11 protein-coding genes are annotated in these 17,958 nt (G+C 65.3%); 3 read left to right on the forward strand and 8 right to left on the reverse strand.

Annotation, left to right across the window (positions count from 1 at the left end):
* Positions 1 to 69: 69 nt before the first annotated feature.
* From P3F85_RS15655 to P3F85_RS15665, 3 genes are all read left to right on the forward strand, one after another.
* A complete protein-coding gene (locus P3F85_RS15655) occupies positions 70 to 471 on the forward strand; it encodes a hypothetical protein (protein ID WP_374008768.1) in 402 nt (133 codons plus the stop codon).
* Positions 472 to 487: 16 nt separating this feature from the next.
* Positions 488 to 2,464, forward strand: coding sequence for a M13 family metallopeptidase (locus P3F85_RS15660; protein ID WP_374008769.1), 1,977 nt, complete (start codon positions 488 to 490; stop codon positions 2,462 to 2,464).
* Between the two features lie 165 nt (positions 2,465 to 2,629).
* A complete protein-coding gene (locus P3F85_RS15665) occupies positions 2,630 to 3,538 on the forward strand; it encodes a serine hydrolase (RefSeq protein ID WP_374008770.1) in 909 nt (302 codons plus the stop codon).
* An 858-nt stretch (positions 3,539 to 4,396) separates the two neighbouring features.
* Here P3F85_RS15665 and P3F85_RS15670 read toward each other — a convergent pair.
* From P3F85_RS15670 to P3F85_RS15705, 8 genes are all read right to left on the reverse strand, one after another.
* Positions 4,397 to 4,762 (reverse strand): hypothetical protein, encoded by a 366-nt coding sequence (locus P3F85_RS15670; RefSeq protein ID WP_374008771.1) that lies wholly within the window; start codon positions 4,760 to 4,762, stop codon positions 4,397 to 4,399.
* Positions 4,763 to 4,828: 66 nt separating this feature from the next.
* A complete protein-coding gene (locus tag P3F85_RS15675) occupies positions 4,829 to 5,185 on the reverse strand; it encodes a hypothetical protein (protein ID WP_374008772.1) in 357 nt (118 codons plus the stop codon).
* Between the two features lie 514 nt (positions 5,186 to 5,699).
* Positions 5,700 to 6,065 carry a hypothetical protein gene (locus tag P3F85_RS15680; protein WP_374008773.1) on the reverse strand — a complete coding sequence of 122 codons (366 nt, stop codon included), beginning with the start codon at positions 6,063 to 6,065 and terminating at the stop codon, positions 5,700 to 5,702.
* Positions 6,066 to 6,363: 298 nt separating this feature from the next.
* Entirely contained in the window at positions 6,364 to 6,720 is a 357-nt protein-coding gene (locus tag P3F85_RS15685) for a hypothetical protein (RefSeq protein ID WP_374008774.1), read from the reverse strand.
* 592 nt (positions 6,721 to 7,312) lie between these two features.
* Positions 7,313 to 7,690, reverse strand: a complete 378-nt coding sequence (locus tag P3F85_RS15690) for a hypothetical protein (RefSeq protein ID WP_374008775.1) — start codon at positions 7,688 to 7,690, stop codon at positions 7,313 to 7,315.
* Complete coding sequence (locus tag P3F85_RS15695; RefSeq protein WP_374008776.1) at positions 7,687 to 14,079, reverse strand: RHS repeat-associated core domain-containing protein; 6,393 nt, start codon at positions 14,077 to 14,079, stop codon at positions 7,687 to 7,689. Before P3F85_RS15695 ends, P3F85_RS15690 begins: the two co-directional genes overlap by 4 nt.
* A 25-nt stretch (positions 14,080 to 14,104) precedes the next feature.
* Positions 14,105 to 17,341, reverse strand: a complete 3,237-nt coding sequence (locus P3F85_RS15700; RefSeq protein ID WP_374008777.1) for a LamG-like jellyroll fold domain-containing protein — start codon at positions 17,339 to 17,341, stop codon at positions 14,105 to 14,107.
* 119 nt (positions 17,342 to 17,460) lie between these two features.
* Positions 17,461 to 17,934 (reverse strand): GbsR/MarR family transcriptional regulator, encoded by a 474-nt coding sequence (locus P3F85_RS15705; protein ID WP_374008778.1) that lies wholly within the window; start codon positions 17,932 to 17,934, stop codon positions 17,461 to 17,463.
* Positions 17,935 to 17,958: the final 24 nt, after the last annotated feature.

Genomic DNA, 17,958 nt, shown 5'->3' on the forward strand with positions numbered 1-17,958 from the left:
ACACGGCGAGCCTCAGCGCCCCTGCTGTGCCGGGCTGGGATGCTGAATCCGAGCACCAGAAGGATCAGCATGCGTTTCACCACCCCGGGTCGTAAGGCCGCCGTCATCGCTGTGCTCGTCGCTGCCAGCGCGCTGCTGGCGCTGCTCTTCGACGCGCTGCACTCGGAGGCCGGATCCGTCGTCCTCACGGTGCTGCAGGTGATCGCGTGGTACCTGGTGAGCCGGCTGTTCCGCGGTCCTGGCGAACCCGTTCAGGCAGCGCGGCCCTGGTGGCGGATGACGAACCGGCCCCTGCTCAGCGGCATCCTCGCGGCCGTCTACGGACTCCTGGCCGTCATCAACATCGGCTTCTCGTTCGCCGGATTCGGCGGCCTCTCGGGCACCGTGTCCATCCTCGCCGAACTCTTCCTCGCCGCGCTCTTCGCCGTGTCGTACCTGCGCCTGTCGTCGCTGGCCCGCGCGACGGCCTGACCCGTAGGCTGGGCGCATGACGCTCGACTCCGACATCCGCACCGACGAACTCGACCCCGCCACCCGCCCGCAGGACGACCTGTTCCGGCACGTCAACGGCAAGTGGCTCGACCGCACCGAGATCCCCGCCGACAAGGCGCGCTGGGGCTCGTTCATGATCCTCGCCGAGGAGTCCGAGGCGGCGGTGCACGAGATCGTCGAGCGCGCGCAGCACGCCGAGGAGGGCACGGAGGAGCGCAGGTTCGGCGACCTCTTCACGAGCTTCATGGACGAGGAGCGGGTCGACGCACTCGGCGTGGAGGCGATCCGCGACGAGCTGACGTTCGCGTCCGGCGTCGACAGCATCCCGAGCCTGCTCGAGACCGTCGGCAAGCTGGAGCGCCGCGGGCTGGGCGGCTTCTACCAGCTCTTCGTCGACAACGACCCGGGCGATCCTGAGCGCTACCTCGTCTTCCTCGAGCAGGCGGGCATCTCCCTCCCCGACGAGTCGTACTTCCGCGAGGAGCGGTTCGCTCCCGTCCGCGAGGCCTTCGTCGCGCACATCCAGCGGATGCTCGAGCTCGCCGGCCTGGACGACGCGGCGACCCGCGCGCAGCGCGTGTTCGACCTGGAGACCGCGATCGCGGCGCAGCACTGGGACAACGTCGCCTCCCGCGACTCGGAGAAGACCTACAACCTGTACGACTGGGCCGACGCCAAGGCCGTCTTCGACGGCGGCGCCCCCTCCGGGCACGGTGCCGACCTCGACGTCTGGGCGCACGCGCTCGGCGCACCGCAGGAGGCCCTCGCCGAGGTCGTCCTGCGGCAGCCGTCGTTCACCGCCGGGCTTGCCGGGCTGCTCACCGAGGACCGCCTCGAGTCGTGGCGCGACTGGCTGGCGTGGCAGGTCATCCACGGCGCCGCTCCGTACCTCTCCGGCGACTTCGTGGACGCCAACTTCGACTTCTACGGCCGCACCCTGACGGGGACGCCCCAGATGCGCGTCCGCTGGAAGCGCGGTGTCTCGCTCGTCGAGGGCGCCATGGGCGAGGCCGTCGGCCGCATCTACGTCAAGGAGCACTTCCCGCCGGCCGCCAAGGAGCAGATGGATGCGCTGGTCGCCAACCTGATCGAGGCGTACCGGCAGAGCATCCGGACCCTCGATTGGATGGGCGAGAAGACCCGTCAGCGGGCCATCGAGAAGCTGGAGAAGTTCACGCCGAAGATCGGCTACCCGGTGAAGTGGCGCGACTACGCGAACCTGGAGATCGATCCGACGGACCTCGTCGGCAACGTCCGAGCGGCCGCCCTCTTCGAGTTCAACCGGGAGCTCGGCAAGATCGGCAAGCCGATCGACCGCGACGAGTGGTTCATGACCCCGCAGACCATCAACGCGTACTACAACCCCGGCTTCAACGAGATCGTGTTCCCTGCAGCCATCCTGCAGTTCCCGTTCTTCGACGCCGAGCGGGATGCCGCGGCGAACTACGGCGCGATCGGCGCGGTGATCGGCCACGAGATCGGGCACGGCTTCGACGACCAGGGCTCCAAGTTCGACGGCGACGGGCGCCTCGAGGACTGGTGGACGGAGGCCGACCGGGCCGCGTTCGAGAAGCTCACCGCGAGCCTGATCGAGCAGTACAACGCGCTCGCTCCCGCGCAGGTGCCGGAGCACCACGTGAACGGCGCGCTGACCATCGGAGAGAACATCGGCGACCTGGGCGGCCTGGGCATCGCGTGGAAGGCCTACCTGCTGTCGCTCGACGGCCAGGAGCCGCCCGTGATCGACGGTCTGAGCGGCGCCGAGCGCTTCTTCCTGTCGTGGGCGCAGGCCTGGCAGCAGAAGGGACGCGATGAGGAGGTCATCCGCCTCCTCGCCATCGACCCGCACGCACCCAACGAGTTCCGCTGCAACCAGATCGTCCGCAACATCGACGCCTTCTACGAGACCTTCGGCGTCGCCGAGGGCGATGGATTGTGGCTCGACCCGGCGGAGCGCGTCACCATCTGGTGAGCCCTTTCGCCGTCTCCGGAACCCGCCGGGCGTGTCCCCCGATCACGGGGTAACATCGTCCCTGTCGTCTCTGCGGCCCGGCCGTGGCGACGACGGCGGGGCCGGGGGCGGGCTCCGCACCGCGTTCCCGTCAGTACCGACTCGGAAGAAAGACCCAGCGACACCGTGACGATCCAAGCCCAAGAGTCCGCCCGCCGGGCACGGCAGGCGAACGCGCGCAGCGGGCGGCATCGCTCGCCGGGGTCGACGGAGAACTTCAGTCGCGGCTTCGACGCCCTCGGCAGCCTGGCCGTCGCCGGCGTGCAGGTGTCGGCGCGGGCGACCGACCTCGCCACCGGGGCGGTCCTCTTCTCGGTCGACGACCACATCGTCATGCCGACCGCGAGCATCGGCAAGGTGCTCCTGCTGGTGGAGGTCGCGGCGCGCCTCCAGTCCGGCCAGCTCAGTCCGCTCGCGCACCTGGACCGCGACCCGCGCGACATCGCCGGCGAGTCCGGCATCTGGCAGCACCTGCACGTGCCGTCGCTCCCCGTCGCCGACCTGGCAGCGCTCGTCGGCGCGACCAGCGACAACCTCGCCACAAACGTGCTCCTCCGTCGCGTCGGTTTGGAGGCCGTGAGCGCGCGCACCGAGTCCCTCGGCCTCACCCGCACCGCGCTCCTCGACCTGGTGCGCGACCACCGCGGCCCGGACGACGCGCCGCAGCTCTCCGTCGGCAGCGCCAACGAGCTGACCTGGCTCTTCTCGGCACTCGCCCGCGGCGAGATCGTCAACCCGGCGACCAGCCAGCGCGTGATCTCGTGGTTGTCGCTGAACAGCGACTTCTCCCTCGTCTCGAGCGCCTTCGGCCTCGACCCCCACTCCCACCGCCACCCGGAGCACGGCATGCTCCTCGTCAACAAGACGGGCACCGACGACGGCGTCCGCAGCGAGGTCGGCGTCCTCCGCGGCCCGCGCGCCGGCGTGACCTACGCGGTGTCGACGTACTTCGACGACACGAGCCTGCCCGAGCGGCTGGCGGTCATCGAGGGGATGCGTGCGGTGGGGCTGGATCTGCTGGAGTACGTGTTCTGAGGGGTGGGTGGGCGCGGCAGCGCGGGCTGCCAAATTCACTCGCGCCCGGTGGGGCAGGCGCCGGAGATTGCTTCTCCTTCGACTTCCCCGCCGCCTTCGGCGCCGTTGACGATGCTTTCAGCGTGCGCTCGAAGTATGAGTAGCCTGCTTCGGGCTAGGCTTGCCACTCCATCGAATTCCTTACTGTTTGGGCCTGCGCGACCGTGAAGGTCTTCTGGGCGTGGAGCCTGGCACGCCCTGACAAAACGATCATTCGGTCCTCCTACGCTCACGAAGGAGCTTTCTCGCCAGGGTGACTATTCGCCTGTCATAGTCCTCCCTGAATTCAGGAGAGTCGTCCCACTCCGAAATCAATCCAGGGAAGAAATGAGCTTCGGCAGTGGCGCCTCTTTCTGGGTAATCGATCGCCATGATTCGGCGAGCCCCCTGGGTAGGGGTCTCAACCCCGGCGGCGGTGTTGCGCAGCAGACCGTCGACACCGAGACTCCAAACCTCGCTCGAGGTAGGAACGGCTTGACGCGCTACTAGGAAATCGCGCAAACGTGGGAGGGCTTCGCCCGCGTCCTCAGAAAATAAGCTCGCAATTTCGATGAGAGCGACGTCATCTTCCCCATTGGCCAATTCTGAGGCGGCCCAATCGATAATCTCCTTCGGCGACCGCAGCAACCCAACCTGTGACAAGGCAAAGAGTCTTCTTGCTGAACGGACGGTGTGGGGCCGCTCCCCCCTCATTTCCACGGGACATTCTCCATTTTCGTCTTCTGTTCGACTCGCATACCTGTCGAACGACTTTGATGCCAATGTGTCTCAATCGCCACTTGGTTCCGGCTCGTGAAACTGCTGACGCATTGCTCAGAGCTACTTCGTGAATCGATCCCGCAGCACTTGTCCACTGGCCGCATCGATAACAAGATGCCGTCCACTCCAGGTCGACGCCAGAACATCGCCACTAGACTCCCCGAACTCTACGAACGAGTCAGTTGGTTCCCCCTCAGGAAGCTGAGCACGCCAGATCACCAAGCCATCCGAATCGACCCGCACAAGATTTGATGTACGCCCGGTAGCCTTCGGAGGCTCAAGCAATACGAACGCACCCGTTCCGTCTCCCACAGGGTCGGCTTCAATTACGATCATGCCGTCCGGCCGGATGACACGCTTCGACGTCCCCGGCACACCGATGATCAGTGCGCCATCCTGAACCTCGAAGGTGATTTCGGATGTCATCGAAGGACCTCCTTAGATCCCAAAGCCGCTCATCCCTTGATCGGGATCCCAGACAACCGTCGCCCCTCACAGGCCAGCCGGTCTAGACGTCGGATGGACAGGTGCAACGACGTCGTACCTGAAGATCGGATCGAAGTCGTCTTTCCACGAGAATTGGCTTCTCCATAGTTCTGAATCATTCTCTTCAACGAAAAGCAGCGGCGGCCCCGCGGTCGCATAACGCGCGGAGTCTCCGAAGAGGATGCGTGCCGCACCGTCGACGATGGACAGCGGGTTGTCGGTCTGCATTGAAAACGTCAGCTCGAGGTCAACGGGTCCAAACGACAGACGAAGCTCATCTACCAGCTGTTCAGTCCAAGGTTCCCAGTTGCGATCCATCTCCCATGTGATTGTCTTCACCCGACCCACGACCACTAGCGCCATGTTCGGACTCAACTTCGGCCGGCTCGACCGCAGAATCACGCCGACTACCCGCGCGTGGGCGATATGTCGGAGCTCCATGACCGACCAGTCCTCCAAGACCGAGGGGTCAGCAAACACATCGAATGCTGGTGACGCTGGAACGGACGGCGCTTGACGAAGGTAATCCTCGACCCCACGGAACGTGCACGCCGTCGACGATGTCACCAGGGGCGATCAAACCCGTGACGACCATCTCCGCGATAAGCCCAATGGCAAGCCGCCGAAGCGATGAACCGGTAAGGCCAGACGGACTCACCGTCTGCATCACCCAGCCAGCGTCTGCCCAGTCATCCAAACCGCCAACTAGTAGATTCAGCCTGAAATCAGTTGCTTCCACTATTTCTGCTCCACATGAATCCGAAACCGCTGGCCGTCTGTCATTCGGATATCGATTGCAGACCCGCCGCGGTGTCCCGCTCCATTACTCTGCCCTTGAATGAGTTCCAATCCCTGGGGCGCGGCCGACCGCCGTGTCCTAATTCGCCTTGGACCACGACTGAAGGAGCGGCCCAAGGCTGTCGACCGCCCTAGACGCCTCTCTCCTAATGCGCTTCCATTCTGGCGCCAGGATGAGCGAAGAAACCGTCCACAGGCTGCGGTTACCTTGCACGCTCATGCTGTTCAACAAATCATCTATTGCTTGTAATTGAGCCCGTAAATCACTGGGGTAGATGTGAAAGTCCATCGTTGCCGGACCGAAGACGGCGTCGAAATCGAGCGCAATCTCATCGACGGAGACATCTCCGAGCTGCCTAAGCCATCGACGCTGTTCGCGCGACGAATCGGACAGCCGCTCCAGCGCCTCAAGGAGCCGTGTCGCGCGGTCCAACTGAGACTTCATCTGATTACTCCCCCCGTGTCGCGCGGTCCAACTGAGACTTCATCTGATTACTCCCCCCATGTCGCCATTCTGACCAACGACACGCCAGGTCGCTCCCCGTTGATGATTGTCGACTCGACGATTCTCCAGAATTCAGATTGGCAACCTACCCCTGGGAATTCTCCTTCGACAACCTGCCTTGTATAGGCATGGCCGCTCGCGATTTCCTCCCCAGCCAGCTGGGCGCTGAGGCGACTTCCGGAAGCCGCGTTAGCTGCGTCAGCCGGCCCGACCACCGAAGCAACCAGCACCTCGCCCTCTACAGACCCCACTTTGCTGGCAATGGCTCCGGAGGAAAGCGCGACCACCGAACAAAGAAGTTGTCGACCTGCTCTCTAGCATCTTGATTCGTTGCCAGCCACTCCGACGCGACCTGCCTCCCCGTTCGCTCGCACAACTCCTCGGATTGCGGGCCGTTAGGGCTGTCATAAAGGTCGCTCACATTCATCCACAGCACATACGCGCCGCCGCCGTGGGGTGCGCGAAAGTACTCAGTGAGGCGCCCGCCTTCCTCCAACGCAATGTCGTATACGCGCTCGCCCCCTGACTGCTGAACCCTGATTGCTGCCTCCGTCATGATGGCGAGAACTGCCGCCTCGTCATTAGATTCGTTCACCGCTGGCCCTTCCTAAAGACACCTTGGATTTAGTTGTCCGGCTCAAGTCGAATTTTGAGAGACGCCTTGGGCCCGGAGCCGGCCGGGGTGAACTCAGCCGTTGGACCCTCCAGCCCGCTCGAGTTGTTGTCCCGGATCCCGTATTTGTCCCCTCCTCTCACGAAAAACGTCGCTTTCCCGTCCGCCGATACGTTGCGCTCCCAACCCCCTTGCGCCAGATTTCGCTCGAACTCCGCTCTGCTGGTGTCCGTAGCGACGTTTCGAACTGAGTTTCCCTTCGTGATGTCAACATACGAGCTGGCCCAGCGAGTTGCTGATCGTCGTCGACGGCGCGGCTCCAGCCGATGGGGTCACATCCACACGATCGGTGCCCGGATACGCATACGTCGTGCGTCGGGACTCGTCGCCAAACGTGTAGAGAACGGTCGCCACTTACATCGAGTTCAGGCTGCCCTCCTTAAAGGCGAGCAATCCCCGGGGACTTTGACGTCCCCGTCTGACCATCTGCTTACTCCACGTGTATAGGTCCGAGGGCGGCCACCCTTCGGGAGGCGCGTGGACTTCGTCCTACACTCTAGGTCGCCGGGACGCGTCAGAGGCGGATCTCGCCGGCGACCAAGTCGTTCGAGTTCCAGAGGACGCCGTCGCCATCCAAGACCCAAAGACCGCCCGTCAGTGGCGCCAACTGCTGAATCCAATGCAAAATGATGTCTTCCCATCTGCACTCGACGACACACCAACTAAGCCCAGATAGGGAGGTGCTCGGCGGAGTGCCGCGTATTGCGATAGGCGGTTCGGTTACTTCTTGCTCATATGCCTTGTCGCTCGGAAAGACTGTTAGCGCTCTTCCCTGAGAGTCGATGATTTGTGCCACCTCGTGACCCACTCGGTCGCCTCCATGTATAAGCAGGAGGCGAGCCAAGATCTCGAAGATGTCCTTGACGTCGGCGAGGAAAAACACGCTCTTCATCTCAGTTCCTTGACCATCGCTACGAGTTCTTCACCGTTGCGAGCGATAGGAATTCCTTTCCGGGCTGCGGCTTCCCACGCTCCTCCAGGCATGTCCGGCGCATAGCCTATGGTCGTTCTGCCCGTGGTCGACGACGTTCTTTCAATCTGGCCTGTGATCCCGCGGGCGTTTCCTCCCTTGACCTGAACCAGGATGTTCCCTAGATCGATGTCAACTTCGCGTGATCCGCCGTCTGCCATTTTGACATAGCTGTTCACTCCCTTCACACTGCCCGGAGCAGCCGCCTCCATCGCGTTCGCCGCATCCGCCACATGCGCGTCCGACGACTCAAAGGTGCGTGCGACGGTGCCTGCGGAGCCCGCCTTGCCCTCGGCGGAGGCGACTTTGCCGGCGATGGCTCCGAGGGCTTTCCCGCCTGCCATCGCAAGTGCGCCACCTGCGCCAGCAGTTACCAAGCCGCCTATCGCCCCGAAGGTGAGCGCCTGTATCTGGCCTTGCGTCGACTTCGGTCCAGGTTGCAGCTGATAGGTGAGAAGATTGCCCACCGCCCCACCGACTGCGCCGCCGATGAGGAGCGCGGCCCCACACACACCCAGCGTCGCCGCTGTGCACGCGGCCGCACCCACCACTGCCGCCGTGATGGCCACTGCAGCAACGACTCCCGCCGCGACCGCACCGATCTTCTGCCACGTCTCGCCGGACCAGGAGAACGGGTTCCAGTCCTCCTTCTTTTTCGCCGACGAGCCCTTTGAGGACGACTTCGTCTTAGAGGACCCCGGGGTCGACTTCGACTTCGAAGTCGACGGTTTCAGACCCGACGGGTCCGACAACGACACCGGACTGTTGTGCGCGTACGAGTACCCGTTTGACTGCGCCGGATCGGACGCGTCCAACACCGGGTCCACCGACATGAACCGGCCCACCACAGGGTCGTAGGCGCGCGCACCGAGCTGCGTCAGACCCGTCACTGCACTCGCCGACGCGTTCAGATAGCCGTGCTCCGACTGCCACGACGCCGCCTCTCCCCGTGGATTGCCGAACGGATCCACGAAACGACGAACGACCTTCCCAGCAGCCGCGCCCACCGACAGGTCCTGCGTTCTGTTCAGATCGCCCGACAACCAGGTCAACGACGAACCCGACACCCCGGACTTCGCCGACCGCTCCGCGACCGGCACACCCCCGAACGAGTACGTCCGCACCCCGGAGACCACCGACGAACCCGACGGAACACTCAACTCGGTGTCACCCAGGAACAGCTTCGAGCCCTTCGAGTCCGTCGAGAGGAGCAACGACCCGTCCGCGTCATAGACGCGGGACTCCGTCCCCGCACCCGACGTCACCTTCGACAGCCGCCCCGACTCGTCCCAGTCCAACTGCTGCCCTGGCCGCGAGACGATACTCCCCGAGGCGTCATAGCCGTACGCGCCATCGGCAACAGCCGTCACCGCGTGGGGACGCGCGGCACCAGCAGCCGGATACGAGAACGAGACCGCCGCATCGCCGGCAGCCGTGTGGCTTGTCGTCGAAAGTCGGTTGCCGGTGGCGGGGTCGACCGCATATGACTTCCAATACGGAGCGGCGCCCCCGAGTCCTGCCACCGAAGGAGCTGCCGTGCAGTCGCCGGAACCTGGAGTCCACGCCTCTGTCATGTTCTGGTACCGGTCGTAACCGAAACACTGCGTGTCTGCGCCGGACGCCCCCGTCGTCGCGATCGCGGTCACGTTGCCGGACGCATCGCGTTTGAACTGACGGTCGGCCTGCTGGGTCCAGACGGCACCGATCTGGGTCGTGTCGATGACCTCGGTCGCCTCACCGGTGCCCGGATCGTAGCCGAACCCGGTGTACAGCGAGGTCGTCGACTTCCGCGCGATCTGCGAAATCTGGCTCAGCGGCGTGTATGAAGCGATTCCGTACGTGCTCGAGCCGGTGATCGAGTCGACGTTTCCGACGCCGTCGTACAACACCCGAAGACGTTCGGACGGGAGACCGCCCGCCGCGGGGAGGGACCGCTGGATCATGGAACCATCCCGGGCGAACGCCGACGCGACTGTGTAGGTGGTGCCGGCGAAGGCGGGTGCGCCGGCGGGGATGCTCACCGTAGTCGAGGTCGCGTTGTAGAAGTTGTCGTAGCCGCCGACCGAGGTTGTGTACGCCAAGCCCGGCTTCCCCGCCGTCGATCCCACGTAGCTGGTCGCGGATGCGCTCTGGCCCTTCGCGACCGTGTCGTAGACCCACGAGGCGAGAATCGGACCGGAGGAACTGCCGGAATACTTGCCCGTCGTCCGGTTTAGCTGGTCGTACGTGAAAGCCAGCGTCTGCCCACGAGCGTCGGTGGTCGTCAAGACGTTACCCGCCAAATCGTACGTCGACGTCGTCGTGCCGGTGTCGGGATCCGTGGCAGAGACCTGGTTGCCTAGGGTGTCGAACGCCCATGACCAACGGTTTCCCACGGTGTCGACCATCGCCGACATCGAACCCCGGAAGTCGTACTCATACCGCGTAGTCAGACCGTCCCCGGTCGGGGATTCGCCCGAGTATTGAGTCAGGCTGGTTCGCTGGTCGATCGAGTTGCTGATCGTGGTGGATGGCGCAGCTCCGGCCGGTGGCGTCACATCGACCCGATCGGCTCCCGGATAGGCGTACGAGGTGCGTTTGGTCTCATCGCCAAAGGTGTAAAGAACTGACGTCAACGTGCGACCAGCTGCGTCGAATCGAGTATCGGTACGGGTCGGGACCTGGTTCCAACTGGTCGGAACGAACAACGACGTAGATGGGTTCGCGGTGGCCCAATATGGACCAAGCGAAGAGACGGATCGCCCCTGCGTGTCGTACACAGTGTCGCTGATCACGCTGCCGCCGCTCGGGGAACGCCCCTGCGTCTGCACCGTGCGACCCAGACCGTCGACCAGTTCGTACGACGTCCGCGTGATGTCCGAGAGCGCCGTTTCCGTTGTAACGACTGACGGTGCGGTCTGGGACACGGTGTACGTGTACTTCGTCGAGGGCGAAGTGGGGTTGGAGGCCTGCGGCTGGCTGGGGAGCCATACCGCGGTCCTGCGGCCGAGCGCGTCGTACGAGGAAGACGTCACCTTCCCGTTCTCGTCGGTCACGGAGAGCTCCACACCCCATGCCGGCTCGACAGTCGTACTCGTCGTCCATCCGAGAGGGTTGGTCACCTGGGTCGCCGTGGTCGGGGCGCCAGCACCGGCCGGTGTGTACGCGCTCTTAGTGACCCGCCCAGCAGAATCCGTTGTCTGCGTTGGACGTCCTAGGGAGTCATACGAAGTGGTGGAGGCGGTCGTCCAGGTCTTCACGCTTCCGACGAAGCCGCTCACAACCTCCGTGCGCGTTGCGTCGCCGAACGTCGGAGCGGCACCGACTGCTTGGCCGTCGTAACTCGTGCGCACGTCGCTGATCAGTCGATCCGCACCGGCAGAGGCCGCCTGATCGCAGGTCCCCGATGTTTTCAATACTTCTGCGACACTCCCGATCACGCCCGTCACTGGGTTGGGTGCGGCGTACGTCGTGGTTGTGCAGGTTGCCGGGGCGTCGCTCGGTGCGACCTGCTCACTCACGGTGAGCCCAGTCACCGGATCGGCAACGGTCTTCGTTGACGTCGTCCGGTCGCCACCCGTCGAGACGGGTTCGCTGACGACCGTCTCGGCGTCGTTCGTGTAGCGCGCCGTCCGATAGCCGTCGCTGGCAGTGGGGGGCGACGACCAGGGCGTCACAACCGTCCTCGACAGGGTGGGTCCGCCCACGCCGTTGGTTTGCACGACCTCTCGGGTCCGTCCTGCGTATTGCAGCGAGTCAGCGACGCCGGAACTGCCGGTGACGCTCACCGAGCGAGTGCCTCCGGCGGGCGCGGCGCGATCGCCGTCCAACCCCTGGAAGAAGGTGTACTTGGTCACGGACTGGTCCGCCGGGTGATCCGGATCGCCCGCTCGTTCCTCCGCCGTGTTGAAGCCGGCGAAGGATGACCAGGTGCGCCGATCCGCCGGCGTCAGGGGGGAGTCGTTGTATCGCCACCCGGGAGTTCCGTAGAAGTAGTAGGTCGGAAGACCTGCCGCGCCCGCGCCGCCTGTGTTCGGGTTGTCTACCGTCGACGTGACGACGTACTTGTGGAACAGATCCTGCTGAGCGGGCTGCGGAGGCGTCGTGGACGGCGACCACCACTGGGGATAGCACCGCTTGGTGTTTGCGGCCGGGTTGGCGAAGATCGCGCCACGATCCGACGGTGTGCACTCCTGGCCGGAGTAGTTCACCGACGTGGTTCCGCCCAGCTCGGACTTGATCGAGCTGATGCGCCACTTGTCGAGTGGAGCGAGACCGTCCACCGCCCAGACGCGGTTCTGCATCGTGGTGCCGGCGAAGGTGACGGTGGGCTCGGTCAGCGAACTGCCGCCGGCGTACCCGGTGTGGGTGATACTCGCGAGCCACAGCGCAGCAGACGTCCCGTCGCCGGGAGCCGGGAACGTGTGCTTCAACGACCACGAGTCCACGTCTTTGTACGATCCGCCAGCCTGCACCTGCGTCTTGACCGACGAAAGTCGGGACGTGGTCCAGAATGTGGGACCGGTGTGATCCGCGCACGTGCCCGAGGTGCACAGCTGATCGAAGGGTACGTCCGGATAGGACGCGGGGGCGGAGGGCTTCGCCGCGGGGCCGGAGGCCGGTTGCGGTGTGCAGGCGGAACCGGCGCCGTCGGAGCAACGCCCATTCGCGTCATAGGAGAACTCGACCCTGCCCGTGGCAGCATTCGGGGCGAACACATTGGTCGATGTGAGGCCGTACTCGATGTGCTCGACTTCACCACCGCGCACATAGGAGACGGGTGTGGATCCGCCTCGCGCGTACATGTTGGTCTGGGCGTTGTAATAGAAGGCCTCGGCATTCCCGTGAACGTCGACCACGTAGTCGACGTTCCAACGCCATCCCAGATCGCACGCGGAGGAGGCGAAGGTGGCGGCATGGCAGGGTTCGCCCGGATCGTTCCCGAACACCGGCACCGTCCAGGCGGAGTTGGTCGTCGGCTTTCCCGAGCTCCACCCAGGCAACCGATTGAGCCCGAAGAAGTACTGGGTTCCGTCGGGCGTCACCATCTGCCAGCACGCGGTGTTCGAAGTGCCATTGGACTGGCAGGGTGCTCCGGTCAGCTCCGTGAATCGGGTGCCGTCGTCGTTGGCCAGCCGGTACTGATTGGTTGCACCCACCTGGACGAGCGCCCCCGAGTGCCCCGCAAAAGACACGGTCGCGTTGGCCGACTTGAAGCAGAGATCGCCGGACGTGGTGACCGGACCAGAGGGCCCGTCGTCGGTTGCGCATCCCACGTACGAGCGCTCGATGAAGCCGGTGCCGTCCAGAGCCCAGCCTTCGCCGATCGCTGAGGGCTGGTTGTTCGTCGATCCGGTCAGCCCGTCGACCGACTGCGAATCGTATGAGAGTGCCACGTCCGGCACAGGTCCGGCCGGTGCCGGCGGCACTCGCAACGGGTAGTCCCAGGAGAATGTCCCCGTCTGAGCAGAAACATCCCAGGACGACGCAGGTTTCAGGGATGTGGCTCCGAAGTCGCCGGTGCCGCTTGCGCTGCTCCCCGAGGCAACAGCAGTGAGGATCGTCGGACTGGACGCCGCAAGCACAGCCGTCACAACGATGTCGCTGCCGACGGACCGACTGCTCAGTGCCCGACGTACGGTTTCCACACGAGGTTGGAGCGAGGCGGGAATTACCTTCGTAGACGCGTTACTTGCTGTTTGCACCCAGGTCAGTCGGGAGAGGTAGTCCGCGCCGTAGAGTCCGGACAGCAAGCGCTTCGGGATACGAACATCCACGGAACCGTCTTCCGCCCGGGAGCCGGCCGCCTTCAGCCGCAGCGCGAGACTCGACGCCCCAACGGCGGCGGCGTCTCGCGAAGTCAGAACTGTCGCGGTGACGTTAGCCGGGTGGGCTGGCTCGAGCTGCGCAACACTGACGACGTCCCCGTCACCGCCCGTAGCGTGCGAATCTGCCACGGCAAGCGACATGCCCGTATCCCCGATGGGATGCCACTGACGGGCGTCGCTGCTTCGACCTTCACGCGCGTTGGCACGATCGACGGACGCAAGGTCGATGACATGGGAACCGGGGGCCAGACGAGACGTCTCGATGGGCGCCGAGACCGGAGCGACGACGTGCGCGCCAGCTGTTCCTGCGCCACTCGTGCCCCGAACGGCCGCGGCGAACCCGGGCGTGCTCGGGCCGGTGTCGGCAAGAAGTGACGGCACGAACGAGACCAGACCGGCGACCAGCGCGATCGTGCCGACGATCCCGACTGCCTCTCGGCTACGGCGACCCCGACGGGATGAGACATGGCGTTGTGACAAGGGCTTACTTTCGAAGGGGTTCATGGACGGAGCTGTGTGGAGGCGCGAGTCATTGATCCGGCCCGGGTAGCGGCTTTCGCAGCGCTGTCTCGGACAGCAGCGAGGGATAGACGGCGACACCGGCAATTGAGCCTCCGAAGAAGTCACTCGGATACCCGCCGGAGGTCGCCGAGCCGACCTGCAGAATTCCCGTCGATGCAGAGTCGTCGGCAGGTGGCGTGTATGACACCCACTGCGGGCTCAGGAGCGTATTGCCCACCGCGAGCGAGATGCCGACCCGGCGGTTGATCGCATCCCAGTGCCCGATGACAGTGACGAACTGAGTCGTGTCGACTTTCGCCCAGACCGCGGTCGCGCAGACCGTGGTTTTCGTCGGGCCCTGCGAGCGCATGCAGAATCTCCACGAGTCGTTGACCGCTTGGAGATAGAAGGCCGAGTCCGGAGAGCCCGTGGTGCTGACGACTGTCTGGATGCGCTGAGCAGTGGAAGGCTTGACCCTGGCCACCACAGTGAAGGTCTTCCTGGTGTCCACCACAGGCGCGGATGTGGTCGACGGAACGTTCACGGCGACGAAACCGAGGCTGCGCTCGTTGACCTGGCCTTCGCAGTTGCTGAGGGTGGAGACGAAGAAGTCTGTTCCGACACGGCAGCGGAAGATCTGGCGAGCAGCGAATGCCTTGGGCACGTCGGCAGCAGTGGTCCAGATGTATCCCAGCACGTGGGATGCCGCTCCGGTGCCCTCGCAGTTCGCGATAGTCGTGAGCAGGCTGTTTCCCAGGCCATAGGCACAGCCGAAGAGCACAGTCGAACCGGGCGGCGCAGGCGTGCCCGTCGCCACTGCTCCGAGCTGCCCCAGAGTCGACTCCAGAACATGGCCGGGCGGGGTCCCGGAGGCGCTCGACTCCGTCGCGTGGGAGACTCCCGGCTTCACGAACCGGTTGAGCGAAACGAATGTAGGAGTGATGAAGGGCGGGTCCTCCCAGAGGTCGTCGTCCCATCCTTCGACCGTCCCGATCTTCAGAGGGATGCTCCCCACCGAGTCATCGATGGCGGTTTGACCCTTGGAGGACGCGAACCAGCGGTGTCCGCCCGAGAGGTCCGGGTCCGTGGAGGTCGCGATACCGATTCCCGCCGCCGAGCTCGCCGACGCCACGTCGCACGACTCCACGCCGCACGAGACGTTGCCCGCACGATCATAGGCAGCGACCCACAGGGTTCCGAGCGATGACGGAGGCGCAACGGTGACGCTAGTAACTCCCGACGTAGCCGCGCAGACCACTCGTGCGTCGGCGCCCGCAATGGAATCGCAGGGAGGGAGGGCGGAGGTGTAGTCGGTGACCGGCGCCGCCGGGCCCGGAGTCGTCGGATCGCCGCTCGTCCACCACACCTGGTAACCCGCAATAGCCTCGCCAGCCGGCGGCGTTATCGTCACGGAGATGGGCTCACCCGGCGCCGAGGGGACCCGGAACGTTCGTGTCGACCCGGGAACCAGCTCCGCCCCCGACGTGATCGCCAGCGTCGGAAGTCCGGGCTTCGTGGAATCGACGACGAAGTAGCACGGTGCCGTCCGCGGGGAGCCGTTGATGTAGTCCGAGGCTCGGGAGGACCAGCTATAGGTCTTCCCGTCGGCGAGGGTGTTCGCCGAGATGGTGTGCCGCAGGGCGGCGCCCTGGGCCTGGAGCGGGGTGGTCGTGAGGTGCTGCTCCGCACCGGTGGCGACGGTCGTCAGATAGAAGTCGGCCGCCACGTTTCCCGGATCCGGGTCACTGGCCGCGACCTGGAGGGTGATGGGCTGCTTGCCGTTGACGTACGCGGGGTTGTTCGCGTCCGTGCTGCATCCACGGCTGGGGCTGATCATGCTCGCCCCCGTGGGGATGTTCGGAAAAGAGTTGTAGGTGACGACGAGCTGGGCGTCCCACCGGAAGTGCTTGCGCGACAGCGAGTTGCTCTCGTCGTCGGTTCGCAGCGCGAGAGTGAGGTACGGGGCACCGTTGAGCGCCGCGTCGTAAGCCGCAGACGAGGCCGAGAAGCCCACCCACGCCGGATTGGGGCTGCAGGGGCCGCCGGTGTTGTAGTTCTGCGCGTCAATCGGACGGACCCACTGGCCCGGGTCGGAGTTCCACGTGAAGCCGACATTGGACCCGCCGTACTGCCAGAGCTGCGTCCAGGTGCCCGCGCAGCTGTTGGACCAGTTCTGCACCACGTTGAACCGCGCGTTCGAGACGGCTTTGCCCGACAGGAAGGCCGTGTCGAAGCGGTAGAACGCCCGCGAAAGGTAGCCGACTCCGCCTTGGATGCCGTAGCCGGTGCTGTTCTCGGGCGGATTCAGGTACGACTGATTCGGATAGGCCCGGTCGGTGTACCAGTCGTACTGCAGGTACCCGCTCCAGTCCGGGTCCACGAACAGCGGGTACGTGACATCGCCCGCGGCAATCGCGGCGACATCCATCACCGACTCACCCCCGGCGACGGTCGTCTCGACGGCCTGTGGCTCATCCCCAGGCGGGCTGTCCGCGTTCGCGTGCTCTTCGGAGGAGTCCCACCACAGCGGCGTCGCCGCGACCACCGGCTTGCCGGACTCCGGTTGCGCCTCCAGGGTCTCGGTCTCCGGCTTCACGGAGAGCGTCGCCCCGCGCAGCCCCAGACGGAGATCGGCGACGCGCGGATCGGTAGCGGCCTCGGCGGATTTCACCACGAGGACCTCACGCATGCCGGCCTTCGTGACCTTCACCCGGAGATCGACACCGGGCAGCACGTCGTGGAAGACCGCCGTCTCCTTGGAAACCGTTGGCCTCGGCAGGTCGCCGTAGGGCCACGTCTCGGTGATCCAGTCCCCCGACTCCGACCGCACCGAGACGATGTCGGCCGAATCGCCGTTGCCGATGCGGATGGGCACCGCCGCCACTTTCGGCTCCCACCAGCGGTCGTGCTCGACGAGCGCCGATTCGACCGGCTTCCAGGTGCCATCCACCCGCGCCTGCTCCGGCACCTGGCTGCTGACCGCCTGCATCTGCCCGTCCGCTCTGGCGCGGACCAGCAACGTCGGAGAACTGAGGTCGTCGACGACGACGTCATGACCGTGATCGCGGGCGATCAGGCGCGCTTCTGCCTCGGTCGCAGCGTGCGCGGCATCGTCGACGAGGGCGGGTTTCGTCTCGCCCCGAGGGCGCGCCGGAACGGCCTCGGCGGACACGGGGACCACCACAGCAGGCGCGCCCGCAGCGACGATGCCGACCGCAGCGACGATGGCGAAGCGCGCCCGGGCGCGCGACCACGAAAGAGACAAAGACGATCCCCGTAACGACGATGATGCCCGGCCGGACGGCCGGGCATCAATACGTTAGTGGGATAGAAATATCGACATGAATTTAGGACACGTGCAATGCATGCATAATGTCCGAGACGTCAGGCGTTGCGCGCGCTGCGCACCTGCTCCCACTCGCCGATCAGCTCCGGGAGTCGTCCCTGGATAAAGCGGTAGAAGCCCGCCATGTCACGCAGGCGCTCGGTCGCGGGCGAAGCGGGGTCCCCGACGGCGGCAAGCCCGGCCTCCGCCTGGTCGGCGAGAACGCCGTAGATCGGGCTGTTGCGGACCAGGAGGGCGTACCAGTCGCTCGGAAGCTCGTACCGGTCCCGCCTGCTGCCGGTCTGGGAGAGCCGCCGGATGATGCCCAGCGTCTGGAGGTAGCGCACCGCCCCCGAGACCGCGGCCGGACTGACCTCCAGCCGCTCGGCGAGTTCCGCTGCGGTCAGGCCCGGCGACTCGGTGACCGTGAGCGCCATGAGCGCGCGCGCCGGCATCCTGGGGAAGCCGGCCGCGGTCAGCACCGCCGCGGAGTGCTCCATCACCTCGGCGAGCGCCGCCTCGTCTCTGGCCATGGGCACCGTCCCGTCTCGTGTTCG

Source organism: Leifsonia sp. T36S-04 (genome assembly GCF_042465655.1).
Taxonomy (GTDB): domain Bacteria; phylum Actinomycetota; class Actinomycetes; order Actinomycetales; family Microbacteriaceae; genus Leifsonia.